At 63.3% G+C, this 17,492-nt stretch carries 18 protein-coding genes and 2 pseudogenes; 2 read left to right on the top strand and 18 right to left on the bottom strand.

All coding sequences use genetic code 11. From position 1 onward, the window contains the following. Nucleotides 1-25: 25 nt before the first annotated feature. A pseudogene (locus JOH52_RS35435) lies at nucleotides 26-239 on the bottom strand (type II toxin-antitoxin system RelE/ParE family toxin); the annotation flags it as partial. A gap of 109 nt (nucleotides 240-348) precedes the next feature. Between JOH52_RS35435 and JOH52_RS36270 the strand changes: the two are divergent. Next, nucleotides 349-507, top strand: a pseudogene (locus JOH52_RS36270) (ATP-binding cassette domain-containing protein); the annotation flags it as partial. Here JOH52_RS36270 and JOH52_RS28420 read toward each other — a convergent pair. From JOH52_RS28420 to JOH52_RS28355, 14 genes are all read right to left on the bottom strand, one after another. Further along, nucleotides 440-814 (bottom strand): ABC transporter ATP-binding protein, encoded by a 375-nt coding sequence (locus JOH52_RS28420; RefSeq protein ID WP_013845491.1) that lies wholly within the window; start codon nucleotides 812-814, stop codon nucleotides 440-442. The pseudogene JOH52_RS36270 and the gene JOH52_RS28420 sit on opposite strands and share 68 nt — an antisense overlap. 154 nt (nucleotides 815-968) lie before the next feature. Continuing rightward, a complete protein-coding gene (locus JOH52_RS28415) occupies nucleotides 969-1,727 on the bottom strand; it encodes an SDR family NAD(P)-dependent oxidoreductase (protein WP_003526782.1) in 759 nt (252 codons plus the stop codon). A 7-nt stretch (nucleotides 1,728-1,734) separates the two neighbouring features. Next, nucleotides 1,735-2,463, bottom strand: coding sequence for a sulfite exporter TauE/SafE family protein (locus JOH52_RS28410; protein WP_013845492.1), 729 nt, complete (start codon nucleotides 2,461-2,463; stop codon nucleotides 1,735-1,737). Then, nucleotides 2,460-3,443: an ABC transporter ATP-binding protein gene (locus JOH52_RS28405; RefSeq protein WP_010967725.1), complete on the bottom strand. Its 984-nt coding sequence runs from the start codon at nucleotides 3,441-3,443 to the stop codon at nucleotides 2,460-2,462. Before JOH52_RS28405 ends, JOH52_RS28410 begins: the two co-directional genes overlap by 4 nt. Then, on the bottom strand, nucleotides 3,440-4,426 hold the full coding sequence (locus JOH52_RS28400) for an ABC transporter ATP-binding protein (RefSeq protein WP_003536994.1): 987 nt from the start codon (nucleotides 4,424-4,426) through the stop codon (nucleotides 3,440-3,442). The genes JOH52_RS28405 and JOH52_RS28400 overlap by 4 nt, the downstream gene beginning before the upstream one ends. Then, nucleotides 4,423-5,382 carry an ABC transporter permease gene (locus JOH52_RS28395; RefSeq protein ID WP_013845493.1) on the bottom strand — a complete coding sequence of 320 codons (960 nt, stop codon included), beginning with the start codon at nucleotides 5,380-5,382 and terminating at the stop codon, nucleotides 4,423-4,425. Before JOH52_RS28395 ends, JOH52_RS28400 begins: the two co-directional genes overlap by 4 nt. After that, nucleotides 5,382-6,302, bottom strand: coding sequence for an ABC transporter permease (locus JOH52_RS28390; RefSeq protein WP_003536990.1), 921 nt, complete (start codon nucleotides 6,300-6,302; stop codon nucleotides 5,382-5,384). The genes JOH52_RS28395 and JOH52_RS28390 overlap by 1 nt, the downstream gene beginning before the upstream one ends. A gap of 78 nt (nucleotides 6,303-6,380) precedes the next feature. Further along, nucleotides 6,381-7,865 carry an ABC transporter substrate-binding protein gene (locus JOH52_RS28385; protein WP_014531527.1) on the bottom strand — a complete coding sequence of 495 codons (1,485 nt, stop codon included), beginning with the start codon at nucleotides 7,863-7,865 and terminating at the stop codon, nucleotides 6,381-6,383. A 28-nt stretch (nucleotides 7,866-7,893) separates the two neighbouring features. After that, complete coding sequence (locus JOH52_RS28380) at nucleotides 7,894-9,309, bottom strand: amidase (protein ID WP_014531526.1); 1,416 nt, start codon at nucleotides 9,307-9,309, stop codon at nucleotides 7,894-7,896. Next, entirely contained in the window at nucleotides 9,306-9,485 is a 180-nt protein-coding gene (locus JOH52_RS28375) for a hypothetical protein (protein ID WP_014531525.1), read from the bottom strand. Before JOH52_RS28375 ends, JOH52_RS28380 begins: the two co-directional genes overlap by 4 nt. Next, complete coding sequence (locus JOH52_RS28370; RefSeq protein ID WP_013845497.1) at nucleotides 9,478-10,953, bottom strand: ABC transporter substrate-binding protein; 1,476 nt, start codon at nucleotides 10,951-10,953, stop codon at nucleotides 9,478-9,480. Before JOH52_RS28370 ends, JOH52_RS28375 begins: the two co-directional genes overlap by 8 nt. 100 nt (nucleotides 10,954-11,053) lie before the next feature. Further along, a complete protein-coding gene (locus JOH52_RS28365; RefSeq protein ID WP_014531524.1) occupies nucleotides 11,054-12,406 on the bottom strand; it encodes an FAD-dependent oxidoreductase in 1,353 nt (450 codons plus the stop codon). Further along, nucleotides 12,399-12,656, bottom strand: coding sequence for a 2Fe-2S iron-sulfur cluster-binding protein (locus JOH52_RS28360; RefSeq protein ID WP_014531523.1), 258 nt, complete (start codon nucleotides 12,654-12,656; stop codon nucleotides 12,399-12,401). Before JOH52_RS28360 ends, JOH52_RS28365 begins: the two co-directional genes overlap by 8 nt. Then, nucleotides 12,653-13,822: an NAD(P)/FAD-dependent oxidoreductase gene (locus tag JOH52_RS28355; protein WP_013845499.1), complete on the bottom strand. Its 1,170-nt coding sequence runs from the start codon at nucleotides 13,820-13,822 to the stop codon at nucleotides 12,653-12,655. Before JOH52_RS28355 ends, JOH52_RS28360 begins: the two co-directional genes overlap by 4 nt. A gap of 189 nt (nucleotides 13,823-14,011) precedes the next feature. Here JOH52_RS28355 and JOH52_RS28350 point away from each other — a divergent pair, with 189 nt between their 5' ends. Continuing rightward, nucleotides 14,012-14,899, top strand: a complete 888-nt coding sequence (locus JOH52_RS28350; protein WP_013845500.1) for a LysR family transcriptional regulator — start codon at nucleotides 14,012-14,014, stop codon at nucleotides 14,897-14,899. Between the two features lie 15 nt (nucleotides 14,900-14,914). On the opposite strand, the gene JOH52_RS28345 is transcribed toward JOH52_RS28350, so the two are convergent. The 3 genes from JOH52_RS28345 to JOH52_RS28335 are packed head-to-tail and all read right to left on the bottom strand — an operon-like array spanning nucleotide 14,915 to nucleotide 17,491. Then, nucleotides 14,915-15,844 (bottom strand): electron transfer flavoprotein subunit alpha/FixB family protein, encoded by a 930-nt coding sequence (locus JOH52_RS28345; RefSeq protein WP_014531520.1) that lies wholly within the window; start codon nucleotides 15,842-15,844, stop codon nucleotides 14,915-14,917. 23 nt (nucleotides 15,845-15,867) lie between these two features. Beyond that, nucleotides 15,868-16,617, bottom strand: coding sequence for an electron transfer flavoprotein subunit beta/FixA family protein (locus JOH52_RS28340; protein WP_014531519.1), 750 nt, complete (start codon nucleotides 16,615-16,617; stop codon nucleotides 15,868-15,870). Between the two features lie 16 nt (nucleotides 16,618-16,633). Beyond that, nucleotides 16,634-17,491 (bottom strand): sugar phosphate isomerase/epimerase family protein, encoded by an 858-nt coding sequence (locus JOH52_RS28335; protein ID WP_010967736.1) that lies wholly within the window; start codon nucleotides 17,489-17,491, stop codon nucleotides 16,634-16,636. Between the last annotated feature and the right edge of the window lies 1 nt (nucleotide 17,492).

Genomic DNA, 17,492 nt, shown 5'->3' with positions numbered 1-17,492 from the left:
CACGAAGTAGGAAGTGGAGCCGCTTCTACTCGTCTTCGAACTCGCTGGGCGACATCTGGGCGCCATGTAGGACACGCAGAATCCGAATCATATCTGCCAGCATCATGTAGGCTGCAAGATAAGGCGTCCTCGGGATGACAAGCTCTCGAGTTCCGGCAATCCGGTCAGGCCGGCCGCTTTCGGAAAAGCAGACGACGTGCAGCGCTGACGATCTCCTCGTTGACGTGGACCGCCGCCTTAAGGACACTCACTTGAGTGTTGTGCTACATCGATCGGATGTTTGGGCCCGTTTGCGCAAGCATCGGCCGTGATTGCGGCAACAGAGCGTATTGAGCTTCGAGCAAGTCGTTGCAGGTCGCCCATTTGAGCAAGCATTACAAGCTGGGGTCCGGCCCGTTCTCGCCCAAGCGGGAGTTCAGGGCCGTGGACGATGTCAGTTTCACGCTTCGTCGTGGGGAAATCGTCGGCGAGTCCGGTTCGGGCAAATCCAGCATTGCACGCATGCTAACAGGACCTCGCCTTGTGCGGCATTCCGAGGCGCTTTCGGCGCGTCGGCATGGGGCACGGCCGACATCAGCCGGCGGGTATAGGCGTGGCTCGGATTGGTAAAGACGTCCTCGGCCTTGCCGCTCTCCACCACCTTGCCGCCGTTCAGTACGATGATCCGATCATCCGCCATGGCCGCGGCGACCTCGAGATCATGGGTGATCATGATCTGAGCCATGCCGGTCTCGCGCTGTAGGTCCCGCAGGAGTTCCAGGATCTGTGCCTGAAGGCCGTCGGTCGTCCGATCGGAGGGTCGGCCGGTTGTCAAAACGCGAATCTAAAGTGTCCTGATTCTGCAAAGTAAGAATGTCACTCTCCGACGTTTTGACGGCGTGGGAGATTGCGGGTCGGATCGATTGCGATGAGCGACCGCGACTGCGAGAAGCCCGGTATTCATCTGATGTTGAGACCGTCAACGCCGGCTATGCCAGCAGCAGTCCGCCGTCCACATGCATGACCTGCCCTGTGATATGGCGTGCTCCGGGTGACAGAAGGAAGGCGACCAATTCTGCCACGTCGATCGGCTCGCCGAGCCTGCCATTCGGTGTCACCGCACGTGCGCTTTCCATTGCTGCTGATGAAGTCGCGGCATGGCCTCCGGTGTCCTTGCGCGTGAAGCCGGGTGCGACGCAGTTTACCGTCACACCCACCGGCGCGAGCTGGGCAGCAAGCGATTTGGCTAGAGCCTCCAACGCAGCCTTGGCGGCACCGGATGCGGGAAAATGCATCCCATTCGTTCCAAAGCCGTGGGCGACGAAGGAACTGACGGCGACCACTCGCCCCTGCATGGATGTTCTCAGGTCCGGCAGAGCGGCGTCGACCAGCCGGAAAAAGGCCATCGGCATCATGTCGAACGCGGTCTGCAGGTCTGCGTCCGTCAGTTGACCGAACGAAGATCGCTGCGCGCGGCCGGCATTCGAAACGATCTGGTCGAGCCCGCCGAAGGCTGCACGCGCCGCCTGGACGAGATGTCCGGGAACGGTCGGATCGGACAGATCTCCGAGTTCCGTGGCAACCTCGGCGCCTCTTGCGCTCACCTCCTTCGCGACTGTCCTTAGTCCTTCCGCATTCGCGCCCGTGTGCAAGAAAAGCCGCATGCCGGGCGTCGCGATGCGCCGCGCGATTGCGGCGCCGATTCCGCTGCCAGCACCGGTAATGAGAATTCTTGGTGCGTCTGTCATTGCATCCTCATGAAAATGCGCGCAAAAGCAGAACAAGAGCTGAAGCCGCCGACACGATGAGGACGATGACTTTCACATGCCCTCGGTCGACGAGTCGTCGTCCCCAGCCCGACAGCAGGAAGCCGAGGAAGGCGAAGGGGAGCATGGTGGCGGCAAGAAGGAGATCGGAGAGGCCGAAACTGCCGGCGACGAAAAGCGCTCCGATCGAGATGATGCCACCGACGACGAAGAAGGCGTTCAGGGTCGCACGCATGCGTGCGCCGCCGGTATTCTGATAAACCATGGCCATTGGCGGAGCCCCGATCGAGGTCAAGGTGCCCATGAACCCCGAAAGGACACCGGCGAGAAAGAGCGAACTGCGCGTCGTGTCGATCCTCAGCCCCGCAAGGCTGAGCGCCACGGCGAAGAGCACGCCGAAGCCGAATACGGCCGCGAAGGCATCTGGGCTTAGCAATTGCAGGCAGAACGCGGCCGCCCCTGCCGCCAGCAGGCGTCCGGTCAGGGAGAAGGCAAGGTCCTGCCGGTTGACGTCGCTCCATTCCCGAACCGTACCGCCGGCGCTCACGGCTATCGCCATTGCCAGCATCGGGCCCGGTACGAAGGCGGGATCGATGATGGCGAGCATCGGCGCTGCGAGCATGTTGAACCCGAAACCGGTGGAACCCTGAACCGCGCCGGCAAGAATGAGCGCAACGGCCGCGGCTATCCCCTGAGGGCTGATCAACAATTCCATCATGCGTGACGATTCCAGCAGGCGGCAAAGTGATCGCCGGTCTTGCGCAGGAGCTGCGGAGCCTCTTCGCGGCACCGGTCGGTCGCAAGCGGGCAGCGCGGATGGAAGCGGCAGCCGGTCGGCGGACTGGCGATATCGACGGACTCGCCCGGAGGCACGATGCGCCTCCGGGCGCGCTGGAGCTTCGGATTGGCGACCGGAACCGCAGACAGCAATGCCTCTGTATAGGGATGGATAGGCCGCTGGTAGATGGCGTCGCGCGGCGCGATCTCGACGATCCTCCCCGCATACATGATCGCCACCCGGTGAGAGATGTGCCGCACGATCGCGAGATCATGCGCGATGAAGAGATAGGATATTCCGAGATCGCGCTGCAGGTCCTGCATAAGATTGACGACCTGAGCCCGCACCGAGACGTCGAGGGCGGAGACAGGCTCGTCAGCCACAATGAGCGCGGGCTTCAGCGCCAGGGCCCTGGCGATGCCGATCCGCTGGCGCTGTCCGCCGGAAAAGCTGTGCGGATAGCGGTCGGCGGCATCGCCGGGCAGTCCCACGCGCTCCAGCAATTCGGCAACGGCGGCACGCGCCTCCTCTGCGGAAGCGGCGAGGCCGTGGACGATAAGCGGTTCCGCTACGATGCTCGAGACCTTCATGCGCGGATTGAGCGACGTATAGGGATCCTGCAGGACGATCTGCATGCGCGCACGCAGGCGTCGCAGCGGCTCGCCACCGAGATGGGTAATGTCCTCGCCGCCGAAGACAATCCTGCCTTGCGCAGCGGGAATGCGGCGGAGCACCGCACGGCCGACGGTCGTCTTGCCGGAGCCGGATTCGCCTACAAGACCAAGCGTTTCGCCCGGTGCCAGGTCGAAGCTCACATCGCTGACGGCATTGACGCTCCGGCGTTTGCGGAAAAGTCCGCCGGACGAGAGTTCGTAATCGATGGCGAGGCCGGAAACCGAAAGCACGGGGGCGACCGTCATACTGCCTCCCTCCATGCCTGTTCGCCGGCCTTGCGGCAGGCCACTGTGCCCGCACCGACCGCACGGAGAACTTGAGGCCCCTGGCAACCCTCGTCGCCAATCGGACAGCGAGGCAGGAAAGCGCAGCCGGAAGGCGGCTGCAACAGCCCCGGCGGAGCTCCGTCTATCGCCGTCAGCCGCTCCTCGTCGGCATCGAGGCCTGGTGTCGAGCGGATCAGGCCCTGCGTATAGGGATGCGATGGATTCTCGAAAATCGCATCCACCGGACCGGTTTCGACGATCTGCCCCGCATACATGACGGCGACGCGGTGACAGAGGCCTGCGACGATGCCGAGGTCATGGGTGATCAGAACGATCGCCAACCCCATCTTCTCCTGCAACTCCGCCAGAAGCTCCAGAATCTGGGCCTGGATCGTTACGTCCAGGGCCGTTGTCGGTTCGTCGGCGATCAGGAGCTTGGGCTCGCAGGCGATTCCCATGGCAATCATGACACGCTGTCGCATGCCGCCGGAAAACTCGTGCGGATACTGATCGAGCCTCCGCTCCGCCCCGGAGATGCCGACTGCCGAAAGCAATTCCGCCGCCCGACGTCGCGCCGCTCGCCTGCTGGATCCCATGTGAACCTCGATCACCTCGGCGATTTGCGCCCCCACCGTCATCAGCGGATTGAGCGATGTCATTGGGTTCTGAAAGATCATCGTGATCTCCCTGCCCCAGATATCGCGCGCAGCATTGGCGACATCGAACCCGGCGAGCGGCTTTCCCTCCCAGAGAATCTCACCGTCCGAGATGCGCCCCGGGACGTCGATCAGGCCCATGACCGCCTGTGCCGTCACGCTTTTGCCGGATCCGGATTCGCCGACGATGCCGAGCGTTTCGCCCGGTGCGACGGTCAGGGACACCCCGCGCAGGGCCTGGACGGTCCCGGCGCGCGTATCGAAACAGACATGCAGGTTGTCGATCTCGAGCAGAGGCATGGTCATGCTTCCGCCCTCCGTCGCCCGCGCCGCCGCCTGGCCGCCTCGGCGCGCGCAAAGCGTTTCTCCCGTTCCTCGGGGTCGGTCGTTACCCGCAACCAGTTGGCGAAGAGATTGATGGACAGCACTGTCACGACGATCGCAAGGCCCGGAAAGGTCACGAGCCACCACGCGATGAACAGGTAGTCCCGTCCCGAGGCGACGTCGAGCCCCCATGACGTCGCCGGAGGCTGAACGCCGAAGCCGAGAAACGACACCGCTGCTTCCGCCAGCACGATATTGGTGAACTCCAGGATCGCGAGCGTCATCAGCGGCGAGACGATGTTCGGCAGGATATGCCTGAAGATGACCCTTGCAGGACGACAGCCGATCACTTCGGCTGCTTCGACGTAAGGGGTCTGACGGGTCGACGAGACGATGCCGCGCACGAGCCGGGCATAGACCATCCAGTTCGTCACCGACAGGACCGCAACAAGCGTCCAGACGCCTGGCCCCAGAACCGCGACGACGAGGAGGATGAGAAGTATGCCCGGGAAGCTCACCTGAATGTCGACCAGACGCATCAGGATCGAGTCCGTGCGTCCTCCCATGAAGCCTGCCCAAAGGCCGATGACGGTCCCCAGTGTCGCCGCCAGAAGGCAGGTGACGGCGCCGATCGTCAGCGTCGCCCTCGCACCCCAGATGATGCGGGACAGGACGTCGCGGCCGAGATTATCGGTTCCGAGCAAGTGTTCCCAGGTACCGCGCTCCATCCAGACCGGCGGCTTCAGCCGTGCCATGATCGACTGCGCGGCCGGATCGTAAGGTGCGATGAGCGGAGCGAACAGGGCCAGGAACACGATGAGCAGGATGAGGGCGAGGCCGATGGCGGCGGTCTTGTCGTGCCAGAGCTCCGATATCCTTCCGCGCGGCACGCGCGTGCCGACAGGAGTGGGTGAAGCGGCGGAAGCGGAAGCGGCCATCAGTTCAATTCCATCCTCGGATCCACCGCCTTCGACAGGATGTCGAGCGCGATGCCGATCAAGACGATCAGGAAAGCGATGACGAAGACGATGGCCTGCATCAGAAACAGGTCGCCCCGCTGGATCGCCTGCACGGCCGTCAGGCCCAGCCCCGGCCACGCGAACACCGTTTCGACCACAACCGTATAGCCGGAGAGAGTGGCAATCAGTTCCCATCCGGAGATAGAGAGAAAGGGAACCAGGATGTTGCGTAAGGTATGGACGCGCAGAATACGCGTTAGCCCGAGGCCCTTTGCCCTTGCCGTCTTGACATAGGGCTTGTTGAGTTCGTCGATCATTGACGCGCGCACCATCATCGTGAAGCGCGCAAGCGGCGTCAGGGCGAGCGTAAGGGCTGGAAGAACAAGGTGAGCGGCCGTGCCCATGCCGGAGGTCGGCAGCCATCTCAGCGTGACCGCAAAGATCATGATGGCGACGAGACCGAGCCAGAATTGCGGCATCGCGAGCCCGAGAAGGCCGACCGACATGGTCAGCCGATCGACCAGTCCGCCCGGACGCAGAGCCGAAACGGCGCCCAGCGGTATCGAAAGCATGACTGCGGCTCCAAGCCCTGCCGCGATCAACAGCAGCGTGTTCGGCAAGCGCTCGAACACGACTTCGATCGCAGGGCGACGCTGCCAGAGGCTGTTTCCGAAATCCAGTGTGGCGATGTCCCCGACGAAACGCAGGAACTGCGTGGCGATCGGCTGGTCCAGGCCGATCTGCTGGGCAAAGGCAGCCCTTTGCGCCTCCGTTGCGCTGAGCGGAAGCATCAGCGCAACCGGATCGCCCACCAGTCGGGTCACGACGAAGACGGTCGCTGTCACCCCGAAGACGACGAGCACGCCCTGGAACAGGCGGCGGAGGATGAATTCCAGCATATGAGGCATTCCTTTGGTCGGGGCGACCCTTGCCGCAGAACAGGTCCGCGGCAAGAGTTAATCCACCTGCGGACGACGCTATTCGGTTACCTTCATTTCGCTCACCATCAACTTCGCGTCGACACGTGGCTGCCATTCCATGCGTTCCGACATTCCGTAGATGTCCTGGAGATTGAACAGCGGGACGGTGTAGTTCAGGTCGTGGCCCTTCTTCTGGATATCGTCATAAAGCGCCTTGCGTTTTGCAGTATCCGTTTCGACGCGTGCCGCCTCGATCATGGTGGCCATTTCGGCATCCGAGTTCGATGCCGCTGCACCGTCCTTGTGGTAGATGAAGGACATTTCCCGGTCGGCATCGAGCAGTTCGTTGGAATTGGCGATGAAGATCGCGTCGGGACGCGGCCCGTCGCCCATCAGGCTGTCGAGGTACTGCGAGAATTCCTGGATGTCGGTCGTGACGTTCAGCCCGGTCTCGGCCCAGTAACCCGCGACCGCTTCGATCTGCTCACGGTCCTTCAGCCAGCGGCCGGATTCGCCGACGACCACGAGAGGCTTGCCCTCGGCCCCTGCCTCCTTGATCAGCGCCCGCGCCTTCTCGATGTCATGGGGATAGTGCTCCAGCTTTTCGTTGAAGCCGAAGGCTGCCGGATTGATGTGCGACCCTTTGGCGAGGGTCGCATAGCCCATGAACAGGCCCTCGGCCATGGCCTTGCGGTCGATGGCGAGATTGAGCGCCTCGCGCACCTTCGGGTCCTTCGTAACTTCGTTGTCCGTGCCCAGAACGAAGACCGACGTCTCGAGGCCGGGAACGGCAGCGAACTTCGGCACATTTGTCGTGAACTCCGGCAGGAGGTTTGTGATCACGTCGAATTCGCCGGAAAGCAGGCCGGAAAGGCGCGTGCCCGGCTCCGTCACGAAGCGGTAGGTGACGTCGTCGATCTGCGGTTCCCCGCCCCAGTAGTCCGCGTTTGCAACGAGCTTCAGGTCCGTCCCGCGGTTCCAGCTGTCGAACTTGTACGGGCCGGTTCCGACCGGCGCACCGGCAAGATCGCCGTCCTTGGCATAGCCGGGCGCGATCATCTTCATCCAGTACATGCGCGACGGCAGGATCGGATCCGGGCCTGTGGTGACGAGGTTGACTGTCAGGTCATCGACCTTTTCGGCCGTCTTGATCGTACCGAAATACGCCATCTGTTCGGAATTGTTGGCAGGATCGATGACCCGCGAGACGGATGCAACCACGGCATCGGCATTGAAAGGTTCGCCATTGTGGAACTTGACGCCGTCCCGCAATTTGAACTGCCAGGTCGTGGCGTCGACCTGCTTCGGAGGCTGCGCGGCCAGACCCGGCACGAGTTCGCCGGTCGGCGTCCTTGCCATCAGCGTCTCATAGATGTTGTCGTTGACCTGTCGCTCGCCGCCGTCATCCCTAAGCTGCGGATCGAGCGTCGAAGGCTCCGACCCGATGGCGATGGTGATGGATTGTGCCCATGCTGCCGATGCGGCAAGTGTCGACGCGAGCAACATCACGATGCCGGCAGTCAGTCTCTGTATCTTCTTCATCCAAGTTCCCCTGTTTTTTGTTCAGATATCACATGGCTCGAGCCGGAAGTTCTAGTTTGAACAGGCAAGGCTCGGGCCGGCCTTCCAGTCCCGGAGGCGTCCTGGCCGCAAACCGCGATGGATCAGCCCTTTCGAAGCTCTCGGCAATGTCGAGCAGCCGATGCTCGGAGCGCGGCACCCCCATGATCTGCACTCCGACCGGCATCCCGTCGCCGCCAAAACCTGCCGGAAAGGCGAGAGCGGGAAAGCCAGTATAATTGGCGACGATATTCGGAATGGGGTCCTTCATGAAATAGAAGGGGTCGACCGACGCAAGCGGCCCGGGCGGCGCGAGTGCGCCGGGGACCAGCAGGCAATCGACGTTCGACATAGCGTCCAAGAGCCTCTTCCTCAAAACAGGGCGCAGACGTTCGGCCAGTCGGAAGTCATGAACCGCTATCCCCTCACCGACAAGTGCGCGAGCCCGGAATATCGCGCCGAACTTGTCCCAGGCCGCACGGACGGAAGCGGCATGCTCCGCAGCAACCTCGCACATCATGAGAACGGTGCCCGGGGCGTGGAAATCCTCCAGCGAAGGAAGCCGGAGCGGCACGATGTCTGCGCCTTCAGACCGGGCGACTTCGATGGCGCCGTCGATAGCCGCCCGCACATCGGGATGTATCAGCCGTCCAACATCCCATTCATTCTCCGGGACGCCGATCCGAAGACCTTTTAGCGATTCGACGAAGGGTGAACCGGGGCTGCGGCCTGCCATGACGTCGAACAGGATGCGGGTATCATCGGCGGTCCGGGCGACCGGGCCCACATGGTCCATCGTGGCCGCGAGGACAGCGATACCGTCGAGCGGCAGCGTATCGTGACCGGGCTTCAGGCCGAAGACGCCACACATCGTGGCCGGAAGCCGGATCGAACCGGCCGTGTCGGTCGCCAGCGATCCGAGACAGAGGCCGGCAGCGACGGTGACGCCGGATCCGCTCGACGAGCCACCGGGAAAGCGGTCAAGATTCCAGGGATTGCGGGCAGGCGGGAAAGGCAGATCGAAAGACGGGCCGCCGAAGGCAAGCTCGTGGCAGTTCGCCTTGCCTAGCACGATCCCACCCGCCGCCTTCATACGGGCAACGACAGTCGCATCGGCAGTGGCCGTGCGCCCTGACCGTGACGCCGAGGCCCCCGCAGAGGGAAGCCCGGCAACATCGGCTATATCTTTGATGGAGAGCGGTATGCCGGCAAGCGCCCCCGCCTCGCCTCCTGCATTCAGATACGTATCGAGATCGTGTGCGGCGTCCAGAGCTGCTTCCGGTGCCGGCACGTTGAACCCGCAAAGTGCATCGTCGTAGGCCACGATTCGGCCAAGGAAATGGGTTGTCACATCAACGGCGGAGATCTCACGTGCCCGGACCATCGCCGCAAGTTTCCTGATCGACAGGTTTTCAAGCGCGGTCATGGCTGCATCTCGTCCTGGGCTAGCCTTTCGGCCACGCGACGCGCCCGCAACGTCACGTCATCGAGTATGACGAGGCCTCGAACAAAATCCGCGATCTCTTCCTCAGAAGCCCCATGAGGCAGCCTGACCTTCGCAATCGCCCTCAACTGCGCCTCGATTTTGCCAGCGTCACTCATTGACCTTCATTTCCCTGACAATAATCTTTGAATCCACCCGCGGCTGCCATTCCATCTTTTCGGACATGCCGTAAATGTCCTGATGGTTCAGAAGCGGGACGTCATAGGCTTCGTCGTGCAGCTTCTTCGTGATCACGGCATAGGCGGCCTTGCGTTTTTCCACGTCGACTTCCGAACGTGCTGCACGGATGGCCTCGCCGAGGGCCTTGTCGCTGTTCGAGGCACCGCCCTGGCCCGGTTCGTAAGCGAAGGCCATTTCACGGTCGGCGTCAAAAAGCTCGTTCGAGTTGAGGACAAAGTAGCTGTCGGGCCGGTTGCCCATGTCGAAGATGCGGTCGAGATACACCGAGAATTCGAGGATCTCGACATTCACCTTCAGTCCGACCTCGGTCCAATACGCGGCAACCGCCTCGACCAGCTCCCGGTCCTTCAGCCAGCGCCCCGCCTCGCCGACGAGATCGATCGTCGTTCCGGCCGCGCCCGCTTCCGCGATCAGCTTCTTCGCACCCTGTGGATCGTAAGGCCAGTTTTCCAGACTCTCGTTGTAGCCGAAGGCGCCCGGCAGGACGAGCTGTCCCTTTGTTACCTTCGCGTTGCCGGCAAACAGGCTTTCCGCAAGGGCGTGCCGATCAATTGCCATGTTGAGCGCCCGGCGCACTCGCACATCCTTCACGGCCGGATTGTCCACGCCGAGAATGATGACCGATGTCTCGAGGCCGCTTACCGACTTTGCCTGAGGCACGGAGTCGGCAAATTCGGGAAGCAGATTGACGACGACGTCAAATTCACCGGCGACCAACCCCGATAGCCGCGTGCCTGCCTCGCTCACGAAGCGGTAGGTCACATCATCGATCTGCGGCTCCCCACCCCAGTAATCGGTGTTGGCCGTCATTGTGATACTGTTCCCGCGGTCCCAGGTGCCGAACTTGTAGGGGCCGGTTCCGACCGGCTTCTCCGCGATGGCGGTCGCGTTCTTCGAGTAGGCGGCAGGGACCATCTTCAGCCAATACATCCGGGCCGGCAGGATCGGGTCGGGGGCGGATGTGATGATGCGGACAGTCAGGTCATCGACTTTTTCGGCTCCTGAAAGCGGACCAAGATAGGCCATCTGCTCCGAATTGTTCGCCGGATCTATCACCCGCAGCACCGAAGCGACGACGGCATCGGCGTTGAATGGCTCGCCGTTGTGGAACTTGATGCCTTCACGCAGCTTGAACTGCCAGGTCCTGGCATCCACCTGTGTCGGCGCATCTGCGGCAAGGCCCGGCACGAGATCGCCAGTCGCAGTGCGCGCCATCAGCGCTTCATAAATATTGTCGTTGACCTGTCGCTCACCCCCGTCATCGCGGAGTTGGGGATCGAGGGTCGAAGGCTCCGAGCCGATCGCTACGGTGATCGACTGCGCCCAAGATGTGGACGCGAACAGGACGGCGAGGCCGGCGGCCAAACCCAGTATTCTTGTGTTCATCTGTGTACCCCTCTTATTGGAATTTTTGTTTTGCATCCTCGATCGTAAGGGTAAAAGCGAAGCTCGCGGCGGCAACCCTTTCCTCAACGGGCCTGCAGCGTCATGCCGAGATCTCCTCCATATGCGGTTCTGTCAGTGTGTCGGCGTTCGTGCCACCTTTTGCGAGCGACGACAGAGCTACGGGCCGCAACGGCCAACGGCAAGCGCCCATTTCGGCGATACTTGACGGAGAGGCTGTGGGGCGCAGTTCGGACATCAGTGAAAGCGTCCATTCGGAGCAGAAGCGCCCCTGGCAGGCGCCCATGCCGAACCGTCCGTTGAGCCGCAATTCTCGTGCTGAAACGGTGTCCGGCCCCGACAATTGTGCTTTCAGATGGCTGATCGTCCGGTTCTCGCAACGACAGATCACCGTGTCTCCGGGACAATCGTCCAGGATCGGCGCACCGTGGACGGGCGCGAAAAGGCGGGAAAGGCTGGTCTGCAGAGAGCGCAGGCGTCGAATCCCGTTCGCGCCACTGCGCGGCGGGCGCCCTGCCAGCCGTGCCGCAGCTTCGCGGCCCGCTTCGGCTCCATCCGCCTCGGCGGCGTGCGCGCCGAGCACTTCGCGCACATCTCCGGCCCGCAGGATGACGAGGCCTGCCGCGGCATCATTGGCCGGCAGGCCGAAATCGTTCGGACGCAGCCCGTCATGGAGACCGATGCGGTCGACCTCGATCCGCTCCTCCCGCCCGTTTGGCGCGATGAGGCACGCGGTGAGCATATCGCCGGATTGGGTGATCTCCGTCAGGCGCGTGCCGCGGCGCCACACGACGCGGCGGAAGAGGACAGGCATCATCAGGGCAGCCATGTCCGGAAGGATGGATGGATGAGCCAGCAGACGGACACCTGCCAGGGGCCGCGAAGCAGGGTCTCCCTCCTCGATGACGGCCACGGGCGGATTGCCGGCTGCCGTCATTTGTGCGGCCAAAGCGAGCAGCAGCGGGCCGCTCCCCGCAAGCAGGATGCGTCCCCCAGGCACGCGGCCCTCCTTCAGCATCACCTGGAGACCGCCTGCCGCGGCGACGCCGGGCAAATGCCAGCCCCGACGCGGTCTTACCCGCTCCACGGCCCCGCAGCTTAAAATCAAGGCGCGCGGCCGGCGTACTTCGACCTTGCCAGCTGCCCGGTCTTCGATCAACACGGCGCCTGTGCTGTCGACGCCGACGAATGCGCGGCGCGTCCGAACATCCACGCCCGAGGCGGAAAGCTCCGCAGACAGGGCCTGCCAGCGGCCCCTAAGTGACGGTAAGACGGCAACGGGGGTTGCGCCTTCGGCCGGCTGGCGATGGATGGCGCCGCCGAGCGCCGGCCTCTGCTCGCAAAGCATCACCGAGAGCCCCGATTTCGCGGCTTCGATCGCCGCCGACACGCCGGCCGGTCCACCGCCGACGACGATGATGTCGGCCTCACGCATCGTCATCCTCCAGCGCCATCACGACCATTCCGTCATAGACCGGGTCGAGGCAGGCCTCGGTTGCGCGCCCATCCACACGGACGAGGCAAGATTGACAGGCACCGATGCCGCAGAAATACCGGGTTGGTGACCCGGCAGGATCCTTTCCGAATCCATGGATGTTCGAACCGGCAAGGGCGGCTGCAATGCTTTCGCCTGCTCGGAACGGCACCTCGGAGCCCCGCCAGAAAAAAGTCCGGACGGCCGTCATGCCGCGATGCTCCTACCGGCGAACCGGCCCGGATCGAACGGCGAAACATCGATTTCCGGCTCCTCCCCCCGAACAAGATCCGCCACGATCCGGCCAGTCAGCGGACCAAGGCAGATGCCGTCTCCTTCAAACCCGGCTGCGACGAAAAGATTGTCGACACCGGGCATCCTGCCGACCATCGGCAGGCCATCGCATATCGCAGTGCGGATTCCGGCGAAGCACCGAAGGATGCGCAAGCGCCCTAGCGCGGGCACCATGTCCCCAGCGGAGGCCGCCAGGTGAGCCACCGCGTCGATATCATTTTCAGGGATGTTGCGGCCCTCCTCCCGTGTCGAGCCGATCAGGAACTGGCCGGTTTCGAGCGGGTCGATGACGACGCCATATCCGCGCTGATCCGCATCGCCCCCTTGCTTCTTGCTGAGGAGATAGCTGCAGGAGAGAAGCGACCCCGGCAGGGCGGCATTCAGGGTGGGTGCCCGCTCGGTCACCAGTTGCTGCCCCCTACGTGGACGCGACACATCGGGAAGTCCTATAAGCCCGCCCGCGCCGCCACCTGCGGCGACGACCACCGCCGAGGCTTCGATCACCGCTTCCCCGACACGAACGCCGCTGACGCGGCCGGATCGTCCGTCGTATTCCAGCGCCGCAACGGGGGAATTGCGCTCCACCTTCAACCCTGCGGCGGAAATCAGACGCGAAACTATGCTGTAGCCGATCGCGTGCCCCTCGTCTTCGACTTCAAGCACTGCCACCGTCTTTCGGGAGAGCGGGGCCAATCTGTCTGCAGCCATATCCCGGGTGAGCCAAAGCACCGGCGCACCGACCTCGGCGAGAGCTTCCGAGTGGTCGGAAAGGACGTCGGCTTCCGCATCGCTCGTCGCAACGAGGAAGGTGGGCCGCCTGTGGAAGAGGCCTTGGAACAACCCCTCCTCGGCGAGTTCGCGATAAAGCGCCGCTCCGGCCCGGGCCATCGTCATCATCGGACCCGGGCGCTTGCTCGCCACCGACACCGCACCATCTGCAGCGCCGGTCGCCCCGCTGGCCGGCGTCGAAGCGTCGAGCAGCCGAACTGGCGTACCCGCGAGCGCGAGAAACGACGCGGTCGCGGCGCCGACAATGCCCGCGCCTATCACAATGACTGGTGGTGAAGAATGCTGCTCGCGCACCTGATCTGAACGCCTTGCAAGGAGGTCTCGGGACAGATCGTAGCGCGCCCGGCAAAACCGCGTCGATAAAAGAACAAGGGCACGAGTTATGAAAAAACTTACAACTTGCCGAAGCTGCGCCTTGCGGCCCTGCCCCTGCTCACCGTAACGTCCTCGGCGCGAATGCCCACGAGCCGCAGGAACCGCCACTTGCCCAGCATCAGCCTCTCACTTGTCCAGACGTTCTACCAACTCGGACGGACCGGCTCCTATTCCGCTGCGGCCCGGGAGCTCAATCTCAGCCATCCATCCGTGGCGAACCATATCCGGCGGCTGGAACACCTCCTCGGCGAGCGGCTGGTCGTTGCCGAGCGCGGGGCACGGCGCGTGGGACTGACACCGCGGGGACTTGCGCTTTACGAGTTGATCCGCCCGGAATTCGACATCATGCTGACACGTCTGACGCGACTGATGGAGAGCCAGCGTCCGGTGCTGCGGATCGGCATGCCGCAGGGAATCTTCCATGATCTCTTTCCCAGGGTCGTCCGGAAATTCCATGAAAGCCGCCCTGACGTGGAGCTTGTCGTCTACGAGCGTGACACCGCCCTGTCCGACCTGGTCCGCCAGGGCAGCCTCGACATATTCATTGCGGAGCGGCACTTTGGCGACTCCGTCGTGATCCAGCAGTTGATCGGCCGCTACAGCCTTTCGCTCGTCTATCCCCGAACCTGGGGACCCGCTCCCGCCGAGGGAGATATTCCCGAATGGGCCTGCGGTCGTCCTTTCGTTTCGCATGAACCGGGACAGATAATAAGGGACATTGCCACCGGTTTCCTCAGCAGCAAGGGTGCGGTCGTCGAGCCGCTGATCTCGGTTTCGTCAAGCGTCAGCATCAAGCGCTATGTCAGCGAAGGCCTCGGCTTTTCCATATTGCCTACCTGGTCCGTCGGACCGGACGACGACACGATAACCCGGGTGGAGCTGCTGAGCCTCACGCCTGTTCCCATCTATTTCGGGACGGCGCACTTCCTGAAGGACAACGAGACCGTCCGGGCCTTCTTCAGCCACTGCCAGTTCGAGCTCTCCGGCAGATCCTGATTGGCCATGCTCGCCTCAAAGCGCCTTTTCGAGTTCCGGCAGGACTTCGAAGAGATCGGCGACGAGGCCGTAGTCGGCGACCTGGAAGATCGGCGCTTCCTCGTCCTTGTTGATGGCGACGATCACCTTGCTGTCCTTCATGCCGGCGAGGTGCTGGATCGCACCGGAAATGCCGCAGGCGATGTAGAGGTCCGGGGCGACCACCTTGCCGGTCTGGCCGACCTGCCAGTCGTTCGGCGCATAGCCGGCATCGACGGCGGCGCGGGAGGCGCCGACGGCGGCGCCGAGCTTGTCGGCAACCGGCAGGATGACTTCCTTGAACTTCTCCGAGGAGCCGAGCGCCCGACCGCCGGAGATGATGATCTTCGCCGAGGTCAGTTCCGGCCGGTCGGAGGACGACAGGGCATCGGAAACATGGGCGGAAAGGCCCGGATTCGCCGCGGCGGCAACCGTCTCGACCGGTGCCGAGCCGCCTTCTTGAGCGGCGGCAAAGGAGGCGGTGCGCACGGTGATCACCTTCTTCGGCTCGCTCGTCTGCACCGTCTGGATGGCGTTGCCGGCATAGATCGGCCGCCGGTACGTGTCAGCCGAGACGACCTCGATGATCTCCGAAACCTGGGCGACGTCGAGAAGGGCTGCGACCCGCGGCATGACGTTCTTGCCGACCGAGGTGGCGGCGGCAATAACGGTGTCGTAATTGCCGGCGAGCGAAACGATCAGGGCCGCCAGCGGCTCGGCGAGATTGTTAGCGAGCGAGGCGTCCTCGGCGACCAGCACCTTGGCAACGCCCGAGAGCTTGGAGGCTTGTTCGGCGATGCCTTTGACGTTCTGACCGGCAACCAGCACATGCACGTCGCCGCCGATCTTCGCTGCCGCCGTCAGTGCCTTCGCCGTCTGGTCGGAAAGGTGGCTGTTGTCGTGGTCAGCCAGAAGCAGAATAGCCATGATGATATCTCCCTTTCCTGAACTTAAAGCACGCCGGCTTCGGTCTTGAGCTTCTCGACGAGCTCGGCGACCGTCTTCACCTTGACGCCGGCCTTGCGGCCGGACGGCTCTTCCGTCTTCAAGACTTTCAGCCGCGGGCTGGTGTCGACGCAGAAGTCGGCCGGGGTCTTCTTGTCGAGCGGCTTCTTCTTCGCCTTCATGATGTTCGGCAGCGAGGCATAGCGCGGTTCGTTGAGCCTGAGATCGGTGGTGACCACCGCCGGCAGCTTCAGTTCGACCGTCTGCAGGCCGCCGCCGACCTCGCGGGTGACGTTGACCTTGCCGTCGCCGATCTCGACCTTGGAGGCAAAGGTGCCCTGGGCCCAGCCAAGCAATGCCGACAGCATCTGGCCGGTCTGGTTGGAATCGTCGTCGATCGCCTGCTTGCCGACGATGATCAGCCCCGGCTGTTCGGCCTCGGCCACGCCCTTGACGATCTTGGCGACGGCGAGCGGCTCGACCTGGTCCTCGGTCTCGACCAGGATCGCCCGGTCGGCGCCCATGGCGAGCGCGGTCCTGAGCGTCTCTTCCGCCTTGGCCGGGCCGATCGACACGACCACCACTTCACTCGCCTTGCCGGCTTCCTTCAGCCGCAGCGCCTCTTCGACCGAGATCTCGTCGAACGGGTTCATCGACATCTTCACATTGGCAAGCTCGACGCCCGATCCATCCGCTTTGACCCGGATCTTGACGTTGTAGTCGACCACCCGTTTCACCGTCACAAGTATTTTCATGGATTCCTACTCTCTGTCAGCAACAGTTGCGGAAACGCTCGACCATCACGTCCAGCACCTCGCCGGGATCGCGTTTCCACCAGTCGTTCGCGGAAAAGATCTCGACCTCGCAAGGGCCGCGATAGCCGGCGCCTTCAACGAATGAACGGATCGCCTTGAGATCGGCGACGCCGTCGCCCATCATGCCGCGGTCGAGAAGCACGTCATTCGTTTCGGCGAGCCAGTCGCAGAGGTGATAGCCGTAGATTCGCTCGGCGCCGGCACGCTTCAACTGCCGTTCAAGCTCCGTGTCCCACCAGACATGGTAGACATCCACGGCTATACCGACATTCGGGGCAGCTATGCGATCGCAAAGGTCCACGGCATCGCGCAGCGTCGTGAGGCACGACCGGTTGCCGGCGTAGACGGGATTGAGTGGCTCCAGCGCCAGTTTCACGCCGCTTGCTTGTGCACAGGGAGCGGCTTCGGCAACGCGGTCCGCCACGATCTTCAGGCTCTCGGCAACCCCTTTGGTCCCCGGATGCACGCCTCCGACGACGATCGTTAAGACCGGAGCCCCCAAGGCTGCCGCCATGTCGATCGACCTCTTGAAATCGTCCATGACGCTTTCGACATCCGTCGCCTGGGTGCCTACCAGAAAGGGGGTCCGGCACAGACCCGCCACGGTCAGCCCGGCAGAACGAACCCGTTCGCCGATCTTCACGGCGCGTTCACCGATCTCGCGCCGCCAGAACACGATGCTCCCGAAACCGCGCTCGGCACAGGCATCGATGACCTGTTCGCTCGTCCAGCCCGCACCGTGGCCCTCGAGGTTGTGGCCGAGGCTCGCCGTGTTCAGTGCGAGGGCCGAGTGGTCCGAAGAGAAGTCCCTCATC

Source organism: Sinorhizobium meliloti (assembly GCF_017876815.1).
In the GTDB taxonomy this organism is placed as follows: Bacteria; Pseudomonadota; Alphaproteobacteria; order Rhizobiales; family Rhizobiaceae; genus Sinorhizobium; species Sinorhizobium meliloti.
Note: the sequence above shows the minus strand (reverse complement) of the source record. Positions and strands in the feature narration are given on the sequence as shown.